The 17,567-nt window shown below is 71.3% G+C and carries 15 protein-coding genes and 1 pseudogene; 7 read left to right on the top strand and 9 right to left on the bottom strand.

The features are described 5' to 3' along the window. Positions 1-5: 5 nt before the first annotated feature. Complete coding sequence (locus QM809_RS16965; RefSeq protein ID WP_415046861.1) at positions 6-839, top strand: ABC transporter ATP-binding protein; 834 nt, start codon at positions 6-8, stop codon at positions 837-839. A gap of 133 nt (positions 840-972) precedes the next feature. Here the strand turns inward: QM809_RS16965 and QM809_RS16960 are convergent, their stop codons facing one another. Beyond that, on the bottom strand, positions 973-2,121 hold the full coding sequence (locus QM809_RS16960; protein WP_415046860.1) for a lipase family protein: 1,149 nt from the start codon (positions 2,119-2,121) through the stop codon (positions 973-975). Positions 2,122-2,219: 98 nt separating this feature from the next. Beyond that, a complete protein-coding gene (locus QM809_RS16955) occupies positions 2,220-3,602 on the bottom strand; it encodes an MFS transporter (protein WP_415046859.1) in 1,383 nt (460 codons plus the stop codon). Positions 3,603-3,667: 65 nt separating this feature from the next. On the opposite strand from QM809_RS16955, the gene QM809_RS16950 reads away from it, so the two are divergent. Then, positions 3,668-3,904: a phosphopantetheine-binding protein gene (locus QM809_RS16950; protein WP_415046858.1), complete on the top strand. Its 237-nt coding sequence runs from the start codon at positions 3,668-3,670 to the stop codon at positions 3,902-3,904. A 58-nt stretch (positions 3,905-3,962) separates the two neighbouring features. Here QM809_RS16950 and QM809_RS16945 read toward each other — a convergent pair. After that, a pseudogene (locus QM809_RS16945) lies at positions 3,963-5,124 on the bottom strand (isochorismate synthase). Between the two features lie 184 nt (positions 5,125-5,308). Between QM809_RS16945 and QM809_RS16940 the strand changes: the two are divergent. Next, entirely contained in the window at positions 5,309-6,628 is a 1,320-nt protein-coding gene (locus QM809_RS16940) for a lysine N(6)-hydroxylase/L-ornithine N(5)-oxygenase family protein (RefSeq protein ID WP_415046857.1), read from the top strand. 5 nt (positions 6,629-6,633) lie between these two features. Further along, positions 6,634-7,317 (top strand): endonuclease NucS, encoded by a 684-nt coding sequence (nucS, locus tag QM809_RS16935; protein ID WP_415046856.1) that lies wholly within the window; start codon positions 6,634-6,636, stop codon positions 7,315-7,317. Between the two features lie 82 nt (positions 7,318-7,399). Here the strand turns inward: nucS and QM809_RS16930 are convergent, their stop codons facing one another. After that, a complete protein-coding gene (locus QM809_RS16930) occupies positions 7,400-8,380 on the bottom strand; it encodes a DivIVA domain-containing protein (protein WP_415046855.1) in 981 nt (326 codons plus the stop codon). Positions 8,381-8,529: 149 nt separating this feature from the next. Further along, positions 8,530-9,012 carry a methylmalonyl-CoA epimerase gene (gene mce / locus QM809_RS16925; protein WP_415046854.1) on the bottom strand — a complete coding sequence of 161 codons (483 nt, stop codon included), beginning with the start codon at positions 9,010-9,012 and terminating at the stop codon, positions 8,530-8,532. A gap of 94 nt (positions 9,013-9,106) precedes the next feature. Between mce and QM809_RS16920 the strand changes: the two genes are divergently transcribed. The 3 genes from QM809_RS16920 to QM809_RS16910 are packed head-to-tail and all read left to right on the top strand — an operon-like array spanning position 9,107 to position 11,606. Further along, complete coding sequence (locus tag QM809_RS16920; RefSeq protein WP_415046853.1) at positions 9,107-10,300, top strand: acetyl-CoA C-acetyltransferase; 1,194 nt, start codon at positions 9,107-9,109, stop codon at positions 10,298-10,300. Between the two features lie 5 nt (positions 10,301-10,305). Continuing rightward, entirely contained in the window at positions 10,306-10,683 is a 378-nt protein-coding gene (locus QM809_RS16915) for a DUF3817 domain-containing protein (RefSeq protein ID WP_415046852.1), read from the top strand. A gap of 53 nt (positions 10,684-10,736) precedes the next feature. Further along, a complete protein-coding gene (locus QM809_RS16910; RefSeq protein WP_415047131.1) occupies positions 10,737-11,606 on the top strand; it encodes a tetratricopeptide repeat protein in 870 nt (289 codons plus the stop codon). Positions 11,607-11,789: 183 nt separating this feature from the next. On the opposite strand, the gene glgB is transcribed toward QM809_RS16910, so the two are convergent. From glgB to QM809_RS16890, 4 genes are all read right to left on the bottom strand, one after another. Next, entirely contained in the window at positions 11,790-13,625 is a 1,836-nt protein-coding gene (glgB, locus tag QM809_RS16905) for a 1,4-alpha-glucan branching protein GlgB (RefSeq protein WP_415046851.1), read from the bottom strand. Continuing rightward, positions 13,622-15,628, bottom strand: a complete 2,007-nt coding sequence (locus tag QM809_RS16900) for an ATP-dependent DNA helicase (protein WP_415046850.1) — start codon at positions 15,626-15,628, stop codon at positions 13,622-13,624. Before QM809_RS16900 ends, glgB begins: the two co-directional genes overlap by 4 nt. Further along, the gene (locus QM809_RS16895) at positions 15,625-16,212 is read right to left on the bottom strand and encodes an isochorismatase family protein (protein ID WP_415046849.1); all 588 of its coding nucleotides are present in this window, start codon (positions 16,210-16,212) and stop codon (positions 15,625-15,627) included. Before QM809_RS16895 ends, QM809_RS16900 begins: the two co-directional genes overlap by 4 nt. 65 nt (positions 16,213-16,277) lie before the next feature. After that, positions 16,278-17,549 carry a nicotinate phosphoribosyltransferase gene (locus tag QM809_RS16890; protein WP_415047130.1) on the bottom strand — a complete coding sequence of 424 codons (1,272 nt, stop codon included), beginning with the start codon at positions 17,547-17,549 and terminating at the stop codon, positions 16,278-16,280. Positions 17,550-17,567: the final 18 nt, after the last annotated feature.

Genomic DNA, 17,567 nt, shown 5'->3' with positions numbered 1-17,567 from the left:
GGAACATGAAGACGACGTGGTTCGGCCGGTCGGCCCCGGTCCCGGAGCCGATCACCGACGGTCCGCGCCTGGTGGCCGACGAGGTGACCCTCGGCTACGACAAGCGGATCATCAGCAGCGACCTCAGCGTCGCCGTCCCGGACGGCTCGTTCACGGTGATCATCGGTCCCAACGCGTGCGGCAAGTCCACGCTGCTGCGGGCCCTGTCCCGGCTGCTGGCCCCGGCCTCGGGGTCGGTGCTGCTCGACGGCGCCGAGATCGCGTCGCTGCCGGCCAAGGAGGTCGCGCGTCGGCTCGGACTGCTCCCGCAGACGTCCACCGCACCCGACGGCATCCGGGTGGCCGACCTGGTGGCGCGCGGCCGGTTCCCGCACCAGAGCCTGATCCGGCAGTGGTCCGACGACGACGAGGCCGCGGTGGTGGAGGCCATGCGGTCCACCCGGGTCGATGCGCTGTCCGGGCGGCTCGTCGACGAACTCTCCGGCGGCCAGCGCCAGCGCGTCTGGATCGCCATGGTGCTGGCGCAGCAGACCCCGCTGGTCCTGCTCGACGAACCGACCACCTACCTGGACATCTCGCACCAGATCGAGCTGCTCGACCTCTGCGCGCAGCTGAACGAGACCGGCCGCACCCTGGTCGCGGTGCTGCACGACCTGAACCACGCGTTCCGGTACGCCGACAACCTGGTGGTGATGAAGGCCGGTGAGATCGTCGCGCAGGGCGCACCCGCGGAGATCGTCGACGCCGACCTGATCGGCGACGTGTTCTCGCTCCCGTGCCGGATCATCGACGATCCGGAGTCGCACACCCCGCTGGTGGTCCCGAAGGTGTCGCGCTGACCCCTGCCGGTCCCTCGGGACACCGGGACCGTCGGCCTCCGGACGCCGGGGGCGGGGAAGACGAAGGACGGGCCGGGAGAGTCGTGAGACTCTCCCGGCCCGCCCTTCGTCGTAGGGTGCCCGGCCCGGACCGTCAGCCGCGCGGCCAGGTCTTCAGCGCGTTCGCCCACGCCCGGGCCTCGTGGACCCGCTGCGAGGTGAGACCGTGGCTCTCCGGGTAGGTGCGGTAGTCCACCTGGACGCCGTTGCCCCGCATCTCGGCGACCAACTCGTCGGTGAGCGGCTGGAAGGCCACGAGGTCGGCGGTGCCCTGCTGGAGCAGGACCGGGCTCTGGAAGCCCTTGACCGGGACGCGGGCATAGGTGCGCAGCGCCGGGATCAGCGGTCCGTCGGCGAGCGGCTTGGTGACCAGCGAGCCCACCGAGATCCCGCGGGTGGCGGCGTTCTGCTGCTCGTAGCAGCGGTTCTTGGCGGCCTCCACCAGGGCGCGACCCTGCGGGGTGAGGTACGAGTCGACCTGAGCCTCCGGATGGACCTGCTTCAGGCCGGCGAGCACGTAGGTGAAGTACGTGGTGTGATCCGGGGTGACGGCCGGCGGGAAGCCGGGGCGGATGGTCGAGAAGTACTCGGGGAGACCCGAGGGCACCGAATGCGCGATGGTGCCGGCGACCTTCAGCTCCGGTGCGTAGCGCTTGGCCAGATGACCGGCCCACAGCGAGGTGTGGCCGCCCTGCGAGCCGCCGAACGGCACGAAGGCGTTCGACGCCGTGTGGTCGGAGTAGCGGTCGACGACGGTGCGGGTGGCCCGGACCATGTCGATCACGTTCTTGCCGGCGACCTCGCCGTCGAGGTAGGCGTGGTCGCCCTGGCTGCCGATGCCCGCGTAGTCGGTGGCCGAGATGACGTAACCGTCCTTGAGCCACGGGCCGAGCCACGGGTCGCGCTTGCCGCCGCTGCCGAGCTCCCGGCTCAGCCCGCAGCGGTCGCCGAGACCGACGGTGGAGTGGTTCCACGACAGGATCCGGTAGCCGGCCCGGCCGGGGGCCCGCTTCGGGATGGAGACGCTGCCCTGGACCGGGACCAGCTGCCCCTTCGCGTCCTCGGACAGGTACTTGACCGAGATGACCCGGGCGGCGCCGTCGATCGTCGAATCGGGATCGGCGGTGATGTCCACCGCGCTGATCACGTCACCTCGAGCCGCCGCATGGGCCGGGGCGGTGACCACCGGCAGAGTGGTCAGCAGGGCCGTCGCGCCGAGCGCGGCGAGTGCACGTCGAAGCACCAGGTCTCTCCTTGTTGCTTGTCTAGAGGCGCACCTCGAACACTGAGAGCGCGCTGAACGGAACACTAACAGAACGTCTTTGGCTACCCTAAGTGCCTTTACGGCTGAGTAGCGGGCGTCACAGCGGGTTTCGGCGGCTCGTAGCGCCGCACCGTGCGGAGCGAACCGAGCACCGCTGCGGCGACGATGCCGAGCGCGGTCAGGGCGAGACCGTAGTAGACGACGGCGGTGGGCGCCGACCAGAACGAGCCGATCGCTCCGGCGGCCAGGGCGCCCGCCGTCGCGCCGCTGACCTCCTGCGCCATCCAGATCCCGTTGACGCGACCGAGCAGCGGGCCGGGGGTGTGCTGCTGGATCAGCATGTAGCGGACCACCTCCTGGACGGCGTCGAGGAAGCCGATCACCAGCGCCAGGATCAGGGCGATCCACAGAGCGGCCACGGTGCCGAGGACCGCGATCAGGGCGAAGCTCGCCACCGCGATGGTGAGCAGAAGCACACCCGGACGGGCGACTCCGGCGATCCATCCGCTCATCAGGGTGGCGATCAGGGCGCCGGCCGCCATCGCGGCCATCAGGTAGCCGATCGAGCCGGCCTGGTCGTCGAACCGTTCGGAGACGAACGCGGGCAGCAGCGCGACGAGGCCGGCGGCGAACATCGTGAGCATGCCGACCACCATCACGGCCAGCACCACCGGCGACGAGCGGAAGAACGCGGCCAGCGACGGCGGCGCCGGGCGGTGAGCCTCCCCTCCGCCGGTAGGGCTCTCCTCTCGCTGGTCGAGAGGAGTCGAGACCGCTTCGTCGGGAGCATCGGCGTCGTCCGCGGTGGGCGGCGCGGGTGTGTCGGCGAGTTCGGCGTGCGGCGGCATGCTCGGCAGTCCGAGCAGGATCAGCACGGTCGACGTCGCCATCACGGCCGCCACGGTGAACGTCCAGCCCACGCCGTGCGTCCCGATGATCGCACCGGCGATGCCGGGCGAGATCGCCGTGCCGAGCCGCACGGTCAACGAGCTCAGGGCGCCGACCGCGGCGAGGTGCTCACGGGGGATCAGGGTGGGGACGGCCGCCATGAGCGCCGCCGCCGACAGCGCGCCGATCAGACCGTCGAACCCGGCCAGCGCGTAGAGCAGCCACACCTGCGGCGAGCCGCCGAAGACGCCGAAGGCGTTCAGGGCCAGGCCGGCGAAGGCCAGTGCGGCGGCGGTGCGCCCGGTGAGGATCAGCAGGCGGCGGTCGAAGCGGTCGGCCAGGGCGCCGCCGACGAGCATGCCGACGAAGGTCGCGATGCCGGTCACGGCGGTGGCCACGCCGACCTGGAACGACGACCGCGTCAGATCCCACATCTGCACGGGCACCGACACGATCAGCATGCCGATGCCGATCAGTGAGACGGCCCGGGCGATGAAGACCCGCCGGAAGGCGGGGCTGATCCGGAGCGGGGTGATGTCGATGAGTAGGCCGCGGGCCTTACCGGATGCCATCGGGATCCTTCCTGGTGCGTAAGCTGACCGCTGTCACCATAGTTAGCCTTACCGAAGGAGCCGGAATGCCCACCTCGACTCTCGATCGCGAACGTATCGTCGCCGACCTCGCCGAGGCGCTGGACGTTCCCGCCGAACAGCTCACCGACGACGTCAACGTCCTCGATCTCGGCCTGGACTCGGTCCGCCTGATGTCGCTGATCGAGCGGTGGCGCGCGGCCGGCGCCCTCCGCGCCGACATCGCCGTGCTCGCCGCCGACCCGGTGATCGGATCCTGGGTGCGCGAACTCACCGCCGACTGATCAGGCCGCACCGACACGGCGACTCGTGACCGGCCCGGACTCGTGGAGTTCGGGCCGGTCACTGCGCATCGGCGGGGTCCACGCCGAGTGCGCGCAGCACGGTGGCCAGCTTGGCCCGCGTCTCGGCGACCTCGGCATCCGGATCGGAGGCGGCGACGATGCCGCCGCCCGCCCAGGTCCGGGTGCGGAGACCGCCGTGATCGACCTCCGCGCAGCGGATGGTGACCATCCACTCGCCGTCGCCGCCGTCGGCTCCGGTGCGGGCCCAGCCGACGGTGCCGGCGTAGAAGCCGCGATCCTCCTCGGTGGCGAGGATGTAGTCGCGGGCCCGACCGGTGGGCGTGCCGCAGATCGCCGGCGTCGGGTGCACCGCGAGCGCCAGATCGAGGGCGGTGATCTCGGGGTCGGCCAGTTCGCCGCGGATCGGCGTGCCCGAGATGCCACATCGCCGGGGTCGCCATCACCTCGGGGCGGTCGGGGACGTCGAGCGTCCGGCACAGGGGTGCCAGCGCCTCGGCGATGGCCGAGATCACATAGCCGTGTTCGACGAGATCCTTGGCCGAGTCGGCCAGGGTGCGCCCGCGCTCGGCATCGACGGCGGGGTCGGTGCTGCGGGCGGCGGAACCGGCGAGCGGATGACAGCTCACCACGCGCCCCCGCTTGCGGATCAGCACTTCGGGGGTGGCCCCGACGAGATGCGACCGGTGGCCGGCCGCGGTGAGATCGGTCACGAAGACCGAGCCGTGCGGGTCGTCGGCGCGCAGCGCGGCCGCGAGCGACCACGCCTCCAGCGGGGTCCGGCTGCGCAGGACGACGCTGCGTGCCAGCACCACTTTGGCCAGGTCGGAGGCGGGATCGGCGAGGGTCGCCACGGCGTCGGCGACTCTCCGGCGATGGGTGGCGATCGGGGGTTCGAGCCGGTCCACCGACGTCGCCGGGATCGACGACGTCGACTCGGGGAGCCACGGGCCCTCGAGCACGTCGAACCGTTCGGGGGCGATCAGTGCCGCGGTGCCGCGGAGATCGAAGGGGACGGCGCCGACGACGGCGTCGACCCGGCCGTCACGCAGCGCCCGGGCGGCGGCGTGGACGTCCTGGAAGGTCTGGGTGCGGCCGTGCCCGACCGCCCGATAACCGTTGCGGCACAGCAGGAAATCCGGATGTGCCGATACGGCGGGGGCGTCGTGGTGGTCCGGTGCGTCGACCGTGGGGTGAGTCATCTCCGACAATCTGCTCGAGCTCCTTCACTTCTGCTGTGGCCACGGGGGTCCGTCCACCCGATTCGTCCGGTGTGACGCATTCGGAAGAGGACATGCCACGGCCGTAGTTGAGCTTAGGTTAGACTCACCTATTGAATCGTAGCGAGGCCGACCTCGGTTGACGAGGGATTTCAAGGAGTTATCAGTGCCCAGTGAGACCACCCCGACGTACGACGTACTCGGCATCGGGTTCGGACCGTCGAACCTCGCCCTGGCGATCGCCATCGAGGAGTACAACGAGACCGCTGTGACCCCGCTGGCCGCTCGGTTCGTCGAGCGCAGGAAGGATTTCGCGTGGCACCCGGGCATGCTGCTGCCCGGCACGACGATGCAGGTCAGCTTCTTCAAAGACCTGGCGACGCAGCGTAATCCGCGGAGTGCGTACACGTTCGTGTCGTATCTCGCCGATCGCGGACGGCTGGCCGACTTCATCAACCTGCAGACCTTCTTCCCGCTGCGCGCGGAGTTCGCCGACTACCTCGCCTGGGCGGCCGAACGGGTGAGCGTGCCGGTGGACTACGCGGTCGACGTCCGCAGCGTCGAGTGGACCGGCGAGCACTTCGAGGTGATCGCCGAGACCGGTCGTTTCCGCGCCCGGAACCTGGTGCTCGGCGGCGGGATCTGGGGCAAGATCCCGCCCGGCGTGCAGCGCGGGCCGCGCGTCTTCCACAACCACGACCTGCTGACCCGGCTGGCGGCCCTCCCGGCGGCCACTCGGGGTCGTTACGTGGTGGTCGGCGCGGGCCAGAGCGGTGCCGAAGTGGCCGACTACCTGCTGGGGCACACCGACTCCGAGGTCCACTCGGTGCTGACGAAGTACGGATTCACGCCCGCCGACGACAGCCCGTTCGCGAACCGGATCTTCGATGCGACCACCGTCGACGAGTTCTACCACGCCGATCAGGCCTGGAAGGACCGGCTGATGGCGTATCACCGCGGCACCAACTATTCGGCGGTCGACCCGGAGCTGATCTCCTCGCTCTACCGTCAGGAGTACACCGAGCGGGTGTCCGGCGAGCGCCGGTTCGTGCTGCACGGGGCCTCGGAGGTCGTCGACGTGACGGAGAACGACGACGAGGTGGTGGTCACCGTCGCCGAGCGACTCACCGGCAAGACCGAGGTGCTGCGGGCCGACGCGGTGATCTTCGCCACCGGGTTCGAGCCGGTGCCGGTCTGGCGGATCCTCGGCGATCTCGAACGCGTCTGCCACACGGATGCGGCCGGTCGGCCGCTGCTGGAGCGCAGCTACCGTCTGGTCACCGACCCGGAGGTCACCGGTTCGATCTACCTGCAGGGCAATTCCGAGCACACCCACGGTCTCACCTCGACCCTGCTCTCCAACGTCGCCGTCCGCTCGGGCGAGATCGTCGATGCGCTCACCACCGATCGGGCGATGCGGTGCGTGGAGTCGTCGTCCCTGCCCGACCGGGTGCCGAGTGAGCGTGGGCCCGCCCATATAGGCTGACCGCCGTGCGCCTCGTGATTGCCGAATGCCAGGTCGACTACGTCGGCCGACTGACCGCCCATCTGCCCATGGCCAAGCGCCTGCTGCTGATCAAGTCCGACGGCTCGGTCAGCGTGCACGCCGACGACCGGGCCTTCAAGCCGCTCAACTGGATGAGCCCGCCGTGCCGGCTCACCGAGGAGACCGCGCCCGAGGAGACCGGGGCGCAGGCGGTCTGGGTGGTGGAGAACAAGGCGGGCGAGCAGTTGCGCATCACCGTCCGGTCCATCGAGCACGACTCCCGCCACGAACTCGGGGTGGACCCGGGTCTGGTGAAGGACGGGGTGGAGGCGCACCTCCAGGAACTGCTGGCCGAGCACGTCACCACGCTCGGGGACGGGTACACCCTGATCCGCCGCGAATACATGACGGCCATCGGACCGGTCGACCTGCTGTGCCGCGATGCGGACGGCGGGACCGTCGCGGTGGAGATCAAGCGGCGCGGGGAGATCGACGGCGTCGAGCAGCTCACCCGCTATCTCGAACTCCTCAACCGCGACGCCACCCTCGCGCCGGTCGCCGGGATCTTCGCGGCCCAGCAGATCAAACCGCAGGCCAAGACGCTGGCCAACGACCGGGGGATCCGCTGCGTCACCCTCGACTACGACCGTCTGCGCGGCACCGAGAGCACGGAGTTCCGGCTCTTCTGAGCGAAGAACCGGAACTCCGCGGGCGGTGGATCCGCGGTCGGCGGGGCGGTGGCGAACGGATCGCCGCGGCCTGGGCAAGATCTCAGGCCGTGGCCACTCGCGACGGCGAATCGTCGTCGTCATCGTCTCGCTCGAAGTCGATGATGATGTCGCTCTCGAGATCGTCCTCGTCGTCGACGGTGCTGAGCACATCGGTGATGTCGAACTGGCGGGCATCGGAATCGAAGCGCTCGCGGCCCACCAGGGTGCGGTTGAGCAGTTCGAGGTCGGACTCCTCGGTGGCGCCGACCAGCGCCTGTTCGTCCTCGGACAACTCCAGGGCGGCCGGCAGCGCGCCCAGATGATCGCGCAGCGCGGCGAGGTGGTCGAGGATCTGGCGGTGGGCATCGCTGGCCGCACCGGCCAGATCGCGCGAGCGGGCCAGTCGGGCGGTGGCGATGTGGTGCGCGGCGCCGCGCAGCCCGGCGGCCTCGGCCTCGGCGGCGGCGACGATCTCGGTCGCCCGCTCCTTGGCCTCGGCGAGCTTGGTGGCGATCTCGCGCTGCGCCTGCGACCGGTCCCGCGCGGTGTACTGCTTGAGTTCGGCGGCGCTCTCCTTGGCTGCGGAGGCCTCCTGCTCCGCGTCGGAGATCAGCTTGTCGGCCTGCTGCTTGGCCAACTCCACGGTGCGGCTCGCCTCGGTCTTGGCCTTGGTCAGGATCTGGTCGGCCTCCTGGCGCGCGACGGAGACCGTCTCGGCGGCCTCCTCGCGGGCGGTGGCCCGGATGTCGCCGGCCTCCTCGGTCGCCAGGCCGAGCATGCGCGAGAGGCGCTCGCTCATGCCGGAGACGGTGGTCGGAGGCTCGGAGAGCGCGTCGACGTCCTTCTGCAGGCCGCGGATCCGGGTGCGGGCCTCGTCGAGGTGGCCGAGGAGCTCGTCCGCGTGCGCGTGCGCGGAGTCGCGATCGGCCGCCATCATGGCCAGATCGGCTTCGAGCTGGCGGATGTGGTCGGTGACCTGATCGCGGTCGTAGCCGCGCATGACGATGGAGAAGGGGCTTTGACGCTGACCTGGTGCTGACATATCGGAAACTCTAAAGCTGTCGTCGAGAGATATCTCGGTTTAGGGCGGCGTGTTGGGGAGCAGTTCGGTAACAGTGTTACTGATGTGACTCGAAGCGGTCGAACATCAGGGCGCTCTCCCGCCGGGCCTGCCGCGGGAGTCGACGGCGGTCAGTGTCCCGCGGCGGGCTCCACCAGTTCCAGCAGCACGCCCCCGGCGTCCTTCGGGTGGACGAAGTTGATCCGCGAGTCCGCGGTGCCGCGCTTGGGGGCGAGGTAGAGCAGTCGCACGCCGTTGGCGGTCAGCCGTGCGGCGAGGGCGTCGACGTCGGTCACGCGGACCGCCATCTGCTGCAGTCCGGGCCCGTTGCGATCGATGAACTTGGCGATCGTCGACTCGGGGGACAGCGGCGCCAGGAGCTGGATCAGCGCGCCCTCGCCGCCGGCCGGACCGACCATGGCCTCGCGCACGCCCTGCTCCTCGTTGACCTCCTCGTGCAGGTTCACGAAGCCGAAGTTGTCGCGGTACCAGGCCAGGGCCGCGTCGAGGTCGGGAACGGCGATGCCGACGTGATCGATGCCGATCACGAGGTCGGCCGAACCGTCGAGCGGTCCAGTGGTCGGGGTCACTGCGGTGGATGCGGAATCACTCATCTCTCCACGGTAGCGTTGACCGCGGTATGCCTTGTCGTAAAGGCCGGGTTCCGTGCAGGACCCGAACGTCATCAGTCTGGTAGGAGCGCAGTAGATGTCCGACAACACCACCGTCATCGTCGCCGGTGCCCGCACGCCCTTCGGCCGCCTGCTCGGGTCGCTGAAGGGCTTCTCGGGCGTCGACCTGGGAGCGGTCGCCATCAAGGGCGCCCTGGAGAAGTCCGGTGTGCCGGCCTCCGAGGTCGACTACGTGATCCTGGGCCAGGTGCTCACCGCCGGTGCGGGTCAAATGCCCGCCCGTCAGGCCGCCGTGAAGGCGGGCATCCCGTGGGACGTCCCGGCGCTGGCCATCAACAAGATGTGTCTGTCGGGCATCGACGCCATCGCCCTGGCCGATCAGCTGATCCGCGCCGGCGAGTTCGACTGCGTCGTCGCCGGCGGCCAGGAGTCGATGAGCCGGGCGCCGCACCTCCTCCCGGGCAGCCGCGAGGGCTTCAAGTACGGCGACACCGCGCTCGTCGACCACCTCGCCTACGACGGCCTGCACGACGTCTTCACCGATCAGCCGATGGGCGGCCTCACCGAGTCGCGCAACGGCCCCGACGGCTTCACCCGCGAACAGCAGGACGAGGTCGCCGCCCGCAGCCACCGGCTCGCCGCCGAAGGTCAGGCCGCGGGCGTGTTCGACGACGAGATCGTCCCGATCGAGATCCCGCAGCGCAAGGGCGACCCGATCGTCGTCTCCGCCGACGAGGGCGTGCGCGCCGCCACCACCGCCGAGTCCCTGGCCAAGCTGCGTCCGGCGTTCAGCAAGGACGGCACGATCACCGCGGGCAACGCCTCGCAGCTGACCGACGGCGCCGTCGCCGTCGTCGTGATGAGCAAGAAGAAGGCACAGGAGCTCGGCGTGGAGTGGCTGGCCGAGATCGGCGCCCACGGCAACGTCGCCGGCCCGGACTCGTCGCTGCAGGAGCAGCCGGCCAACGCGATCGTCCACGCCTGCGAGAAGGAGGGCATCAGCCCCGCCGACCTGGACCTGGTGGAGATCAACGAGGCCTTCGCCGCGGTCGGCCTGGCCTCGGCGAGCAAACTCGGCCTCGACATGGACATCGTGAACGTCAACGGCGGCGCCATCGCCATCGGCCACCCGCTGGGCGCCTCCGGCGCGCGCGTGGCCCTGCACCTCGCCCTGGAGCTCAAGCGCCGCGGCGGCGGCATCGGCGCGGCCGCGCTGTGCGGCGCAGGCGGCCAGGGCGACGCCCTGATCATCCGAGTCCCGAAGGCGTGATCGACATGACCAAGCAGACCGGCAGGCAGAAGTGGTTCGACGTCGCCTCCCCGGCGTCGCGGTTCCGGCTGATCGCCCTCATCGAGGCGATCACCTGGGGCCTGCTCATCATCGGCATGATCCTCAAGCGTGCGGGCGGCATCGAGTCCGCCACCATGGTCCCCGGCATGCTGCACGGCATCGCCTTCATGGCCTACGTCGCGATCACGCTGTGGGCCGCCGTCGAACTGAAGTGGAACTGGAAGATCTCGGCGCTGGCGCTGGTGGCCTCCCTCCCGCCGTTCTGCACCCTGATCTTCGAGTGGTGGGCCGAGCGGAACGGTCACCTGGACCAGCCGACCGACTCCGACACCGGTGACGAGCGTGAAAGACTGACGGTGTGACGAACCCGAGGAACCGGCAGCAGGCGGCAGCAGGCCTGCAGGCCGCCGCAGCGATGTCCGGAGCAGTCGACCTGTCGGCGCTCGCCGCCAAGGCCGAGGCCGCCCGCACCCCGGCGGGCGGACCGCCCGCCGGCGCTTCCGGCGGAGGCGCCGTGGTGGAGGTGACCGACGCGACCTTCGAGAGCGACGTCATCACCCCGTCCATGCGGCAGCTCGTCGTCGTGGAGCTGTGGACTCCGCGGTCGGCGGAGTGCCTGCAGTTCTCGCCGATCCTCGCCGACGTGGCACGACGCTCCGGCGGCCGATGGCTGCTGGCCCGGGTCGACGTCGACGCCAGCCCCGGGATCGCGCAGGCCTTCGGCGTGCAGTCGGTCCCGATGACGGTGGCGCTCGCCGAGGGGCGACCGGTCGCGGCGTTCAACGGCGTGCAGCCCGAGGCGCAGATCCAGGGGTGGATCGACGACGTCCTGGCCAAACTCGGCCCGGAGTTCGCCGCGGGTGCGGCGCCCGAGGAGCCGCAGGACCCGCGCATGACGGCCGCCGAGCAGCTGCTCGACGCCGGTGACACCGCCGCGGCACTGGCCGCCTACCGGGCGATCGTCGCCGCCGAACCGGGGCACACCGAGGCGCAGGCCATGGTGCGGAACCTGGAGTTCATCAACCGCGCGCAGGGGCACGATCCGTCGATCGTCGACACCGCCGCCCCCGGTGACCTCGACGCGCAGCTGGCCGCGGCGGACGTGCTGCTGTATGCGCAGCAGCCCGAAGCCGCCTTCGAGCGGGTGCTGGCCGTGGTGCGCACCACCGCGGGCGACGACCGGGACCGTGCCCGGACCCGGCTGCTCGAGCTGTTCGAGCTCTTCGAGCCGTCCGAGCCGGTGGTCGTGGCCGCGCGGCGCAAGCTGGCGCTGGCGCTGTACTGAGTCACTGAGTTCCGAACGGGACCGAGCTGCGGGCCGTGTCGTGAGGGTGTCGCCGGCGCCCCTTCGACACGGCCCGCTCACTTCGTTCGCGGTCCGGCTCAGGGATCGGTGGGGTGAGTCGCTCCGCTCCCTGAGCCGGGGGCGAGGAACGAGCCCCCGTGTCGAAGGGGCACGGCGACGCCCTCACCGACCGGGCGGCACCAGGAGGATCGCGGACTCGGCGGGCAGCGTCAGCCGCGCGCTGAACGGGTATCCGTGGCTCGGGACCTCCTCGACGTGCGTCGCCCCCAGATTCCCGATGCCGCGGCCGTGATAGTCCCGCGCCCCGGTGTTGAGGATCTCGCGCCACGTCCCGCCGAGCGGGAGCCCGATCCGGTAGTCGTACAGGTCGTGCGGGGAGAAGTTGAACAGGCACGCCACGGTGTGTCCGGGTTCGTCCGGCCGGGTGCCGCGGCGCAGGAAGCCGAGCACCGCGTTGGTGACGTCGGCGCCGTCGAGCCACGCGAAACCGCTTGCGGCGCAGTCGCCCTCGTGCAATGCGGGCAGCTCCCGGTGGAGACGGTTCAGGTCGCTCACCACGTGCGCGATCCCGGCGTGCGCGGGATCGTCGAGCAGGGACCACGTCGGGCCGTCGACGTCGGACCACTCGGTGCGCTGCCCGAACTCCTGCCCCATGAACAGCAGTTTCTTGCCCGGGTGCGCCCACTGGTAGGCCAGCAGGACGCGGACGCCCGCGGCGCGGTCGGATTCGGCGGGCAGCCGGGAGTACAGCGTGCCCTTCCCGTGCACCACCTCGTCGTGGCTGAGCGGCAGCACGAAGCTCTCCGCGGTGGCGTGCGTCAGCGCGAAGGCGAGGCGTTCCTGTTCGCGTCGTCGTCGCCCGTGCGGCCGGGAGACGAAGCCGAGCAGATCGTGCATCCAGCCGAGGTTCCACTTGAGGTCGAAACCGAGTCCGCCCCGGTCGACGGGCGCGGTGACCCCCGGCCACGCCGTCGACTCCTCGGCGATCATCAGGGCTCCCGGCACCTGCCGGTGCACGGCGTCGTTCAGGGCGCGCAGGAAGGCCACGGCGTCGTCGTTCTCGTGGGTGCCGCGGTCGTTGGGCCGCCACCGCCCGGGTGGGCGCGAGTAGTCGAGGTAGAGCATGGCGGCGACGGCGTCCACCCGCAGCCCGTCGAGATGGAATTCAATGCACCAGTACAGCGCGCTCGCGATCAGGAACTCGACCACCTCGTCGCGACCGAGGTCGAAAGCGTGGGTGCCCCAGTCTGGCTGGTCGCGGCGCAGCGGATCGGCCGGTTCGTACAGGTGGGTGCCGTCGAAGCGGCCGAGCGCGAACCCGTCCTTGGGGAAGTGCGCGGGCACCCAGTCCAGAAGCACCCCGATCCCGCAGCGGTGCAGGTGGTCGACGAGGAAGCGGAAGTCGTCCGGGGAACCCAGCCGGGCGGTCGGCGCGAAGTAGGCGCCCACCTGGTACCCCCACGAGCCGCCGTAGGGGTGTTCGGTGATCGGCAGCAGCTGCACGTGCGTGAAGCCGAGCGCCCGGACGTGGTCGGCGAGCGGCCCGGCGAGGTCGCGGTAGCCCAGGCCCGGACGCCACGACGGCAAATGCACCTCGTAGATCGAGACCGGTCCGGTGAGCGGATCGGCGTTCGCGCGGGCGGCGAGCCAGGCGTCGTCGTGCCAGCGGAACGACGACGCCGCGCACACCACGGAGGCGGTCTCCGGCGGGCACTGCGTCGCACGGGCGAGGGGATCGGACTTGTCCCGGACCACGCCGTCGGCCCCGGTGATCCGGTAGCGGTAGCACTGGCCCACGACGGCCCCGGGGACGGTCGCCGACCACACCCCGTCGGCGGCGCGCGTCATCGGGTGGTCGCGGGCCCGCCAGTCGTCGAAGTCGCCGAAGACGGTGACCGCTCGGGCGTGCGGCGCCCAGACCCGGAAGTGCACGCCGGCGTCGGCGGGGAAGGAGCCGAGGCGCCGCCAGAGGGGGAGTCTCCGGGAGGGCTCGGTCACGGGGTGTTCAGGCGGCGCAGGGCGGCGCGGACCGCGGCCGGGTCGGTGGTCCGCCAGAACGGCGGGAGACCGGCCACCAGATAGCCGCCGTAGCGGGCGGTCACCAATCGGGAGTCGAGGACGGCGACCACGCCGCGGTCGCCGTCGGCGCGCAGCAGTCGGCCCGCGCCCTGGGCCAGCAGCAGCGCCGCGTGATTGGCCGAGACCGCGAGGAAGCCGCTGCCGCCGCGGGCGTCGACGTCGCGCTGCCGGGCGGCCAGGAGCGGATCGTCGGGCCGGGGGAACGGGATCCGGTCGATCGTCACCAGGCGCAACGACGGCCCCGGCACGTCCACGCCCTGCCACAGGGAGAGCGTGCCGAACAGGCAGGTCGGCTCGTCGGCGGCGAACTTCTCGATCAGCGTCGACGTCATCTCGTCGCCCTGGCAGAGGATCGGGAAAGCGACCCGTTCGCGCAGTTCCTCGGCGGCCCGGGTGGCTGCGCGCATGGACGAGAACAGGCCGAGGGTGCGCCCGCCCGCGGCGTTCATCAGGTCGACCATCTCGTCGAGGGTCGCCTCCGCGGGGCCGTCGCGGCCCGGTGCGGGGAGTCTCTCGGCGACGTAGAGGATCGCCGACCGCGGATAGTCGAACGGCGAGCCGACGTCCAGGCCGCGCCAGGAGCCGCCCTCGTCGGCGTCGTCCTCGCCTCCGGAGGTGTGCGCGGGGAGCCCCCAGGTCCGGGCGAGCGCGTTGAAGTCGCCGCCGATGGTGAGCGTGGCCGAGGTGAGGATCACCGTGGAGTCGGTGAACAGCGAGGTGCGCAGGAGCCCGGAGACGCTCAGCGGGGCGATGTGCAGGCTCCGGCGGACCTCGCCGCCGCGGAGCCGTTCCTCGGCCAGCCAGATCACGTCGAAACGTTTGGCCGGATCCGGTTCGCCGAAGACGGTGAGGATGCGGACCACGGTGTCGTGCAGGTTCTCGGTGGCGCTGATCGCCATCTGCCGGGAGGAGGCGGCATCGGGATCCGACGGGTTCTTCTCACCCGCGGGGGAGATCTCGGTGCGCGCCTCCCACAGCCGGTCCCGCAGGGAGACGAGGATCTCGGCGGCCCCGGCAGGCAGCCGCAGCCATTCGCCGACCCGGGCCTGGTCGAGCAGTTCTTCGAGCTGCTCGGCGGCGGTGGCCAGGGTCTCGGCGGTCTGGACGGAGATGAGCTTTCCCGCGCGCCGACTCACGTAGGTCACGCCCGCGGCCGAGACCTCCTCGGTGGAGACCGAGGTGATCCGGTCGACGAGCTCGTGCGCCTCGTCGATCACCACCACCTTGTGCTCGGGCAGGATGTTCGCCGGACTCATCGCGTCGATGGCGAGCATGGCGTGATTGGTCACCACGACGTCGGCCTCGGCGGCGCGGCGCCGGGCGCCCTCGGCGAAGCAGTCGTCGCCGAACTCGCAGGCCGCCGCCCCGATGCATTCGCGGGAGGTGACGCTCACCTGGCGCCACGACCGGTTGTCGACACCGGGTGTCAGATCGTCGCGGTCGCCGGTCTCGGTGTCGCCGACCCACTCCCGGATCCGGGTGATGTCGCGGCCCATCCGGGACAGCTCGAAGGCGTCGAAGATGGCGTCCTCCGGTTCCTCCGCGGCGGTGGAGTGGACCTTGTTGAGACACAGGTAGTTCGCGCGGCCCTTGAGGATCGCGAACCGCGGTTCCCGCCCGAGCGGCCCGGCCAGCGCCGCCCCGACCCGGGGCAGGTCGCGTTCGGTCAGCTGTCGCTGCAGGGCGATGGTCGCGGTGGAGACGACGACGGTCTCGCCGGTGTCGATCGCGTGCCGCAGCGACGGCACCAGGTAGGCCAGCGACTTGCCGGTGCCGGTGCCGGCCTGGACCGCCAGATGCCGTTCGTCGGCGATGGCCTCGCCGACGGCGACGGCCATCGTCAGCTGGCCTTCGCGACGCGATCCGCCGAGGGCTGCGACCGCGGACCGGAGCAGGTCGGGGACGTCGGGGAGCGGACTCACTCGGCCGGGGAGTCGGGGAACGTCAGCTCGCCGACGAGTTCGACGCCCGCCGCGCGCAGCTCCCGTTCGGCGCGGGCGTAGGTCTCCGGCGAGATCGCGGCGGTGCAGGGGAGCAGCACGCGCGTGGTCAGTCCGGTGCGGGCGGCGTCGACGGCGGTCGCGCGCACGCAGTAGTCGGTCGCGATGCCGACCACGTCGACGGCGGTGACGTCGTGCTCGCCGAGCCAGGTCGCCAGCGTCACATCGTCGGCGGTGCCCTCGAAACCGGAGTACGCGGCGCTGTAGGCGCCCTTGGAGAAGACCGCGGCGAACGACGTCGTGTCCAGCGCCGGATGGAACTCGGCCCCGGGGGTGCCGACCACGCAGTGCGGCGGCCACGAGTCGACGTAGTCGGGCGTCTCGGAGAAGTGGTCGCCCGGATCGACGTGGTGGTCGCGGGTGGCCACCACCGTCCGATACTGCGGCATCAGCTCGGTGACGGCGGCCGCGACGGCGGCGCCGCCGGCCACGCCGAGCGAGCCGCCCTCGCAGAAGTCGTTCTGGACGTCGACGACGATCAGGGCGCGTCGTGGTTCGCGGCTCATGGTGCCTCCGGGGTGTTCGCTGGAGATCTGGTCACTGGACGTCGAGGGCTCACCGGACACGCGGTTCACCGGGCGTCGACGTGGCGGGTGCCGATCGCCGGCTCGCCGTGGCTCAGGCCCAGGCCCTCCCACGGCAGGCTGACCAGGCCGCGCGCCAGGTGGGCGCGGGACTCGGCGAGCGTGGGCAGGTCGGCGACGCGCTCGCCGTCGCGCACCAGCGGGATCTGCAGTTCGCGCAGGTTCAGGGTACCGGCGACGTCGTCGGGCAGGACGGTCCCGTCGCGGTAGAGGATCTCCTCGACGACGGTGCCCGAGTCGCGGGAGGCGCGCACGGCGCGCTTGGCGCCGCCCCGGCTCTCCTTGTGACTGGCCCGTTTGGCGACCGGGATGCCGTCCACCTCGACCAGCTTGTAGACCATGCCCGCGGTCGGGGCGCCGCTGCCGGTGACCAGTGAGGTGCCCACCCCGTAGAGGTCGACGGGCTCGGCGCGCAGCGAGGCGATGGCGTACTCGTCGAGGTCGCCGGAGACGACGATCTTGGTGTTCACCGCACCGAGCTCGTCGAGCTGCCGACGCACCTGGCGGGCCAGGACGCCGAGGTCGCCGGAGTCGATCCGCACCGCGTTCAGCTCGGGGCCGGCCACCTCGATCGCGTTCCGGACGCCGGTGGTGATGTCGTAGGTGTCCACCAGGAGCGTGGTGCCGGTGCCCAGCCGCGCGATCTGCGCGGCGAAGGCGGCCCGCTCGTCCGGCCCGTCGGCGGCGGCGAAGGAGAGCGTCCAGGAGTGGGCGGCGGTGCCCGCGCTGGGCACGCCGTAGGTGCGGGCGGCCTCCAGGTTGCTCGTCGCGGTGAGCCCGGCCAGGTACGCGGCGCGGGCCGAGGCGACGGCGGCCTGCTCGTGCGTGCGGCGCGACCCCATCTCGATGATCGGCCGTCCGGCGGCCGCCGAGACCATGCGCGCCGCGGCCGAGGCGATGGCGCTGTCGTGGTTGAGGATCGAGAGCACCAGCGTCTCCAGGACCACGCCCTCGGCGAATCCGCCGCGCACGGTGAGCACGGGAGAGCCGGGGAAGTACAGCTCGCCCTCGGCGTAGCCGTCGATCTCCCCGGAGAAGCGGTAGTCGGCGAGCCAGGCGAGCGTGTCGTCGTCGACGATCGACCGCTCCCGCAGGGCGGCGATCTCGGCGTCGCCGAAACGGAAGTCGGCGAGCTCGTCGAGCAGTCTGCCGGTGCCGGCGACGACGCCGTAGCGTCGGCCGTCGGGCAGCCTGCGGGCGAACACCTCGAACACGCATCGGCGGTCGGCGGTGCCGGCCGCGAGCGCCGCGGAGATCATGGTGAGCTCGTATTGGTC

The organism is Gordonia sp. (in: high G+C Gram-positive bacteria) (genome assembly GCF_047600385.1).
GTDB lineage: Bacteria > Actinomycetota > Actinomycetes > Mycobacteriales > Mycobacteriaceae > Gordonia.
The sequence above is the reverse complement of the archived record's forward strand: the minus strand, read 5'-3'. Positions and strand labels throughout refer to the sequence as shown.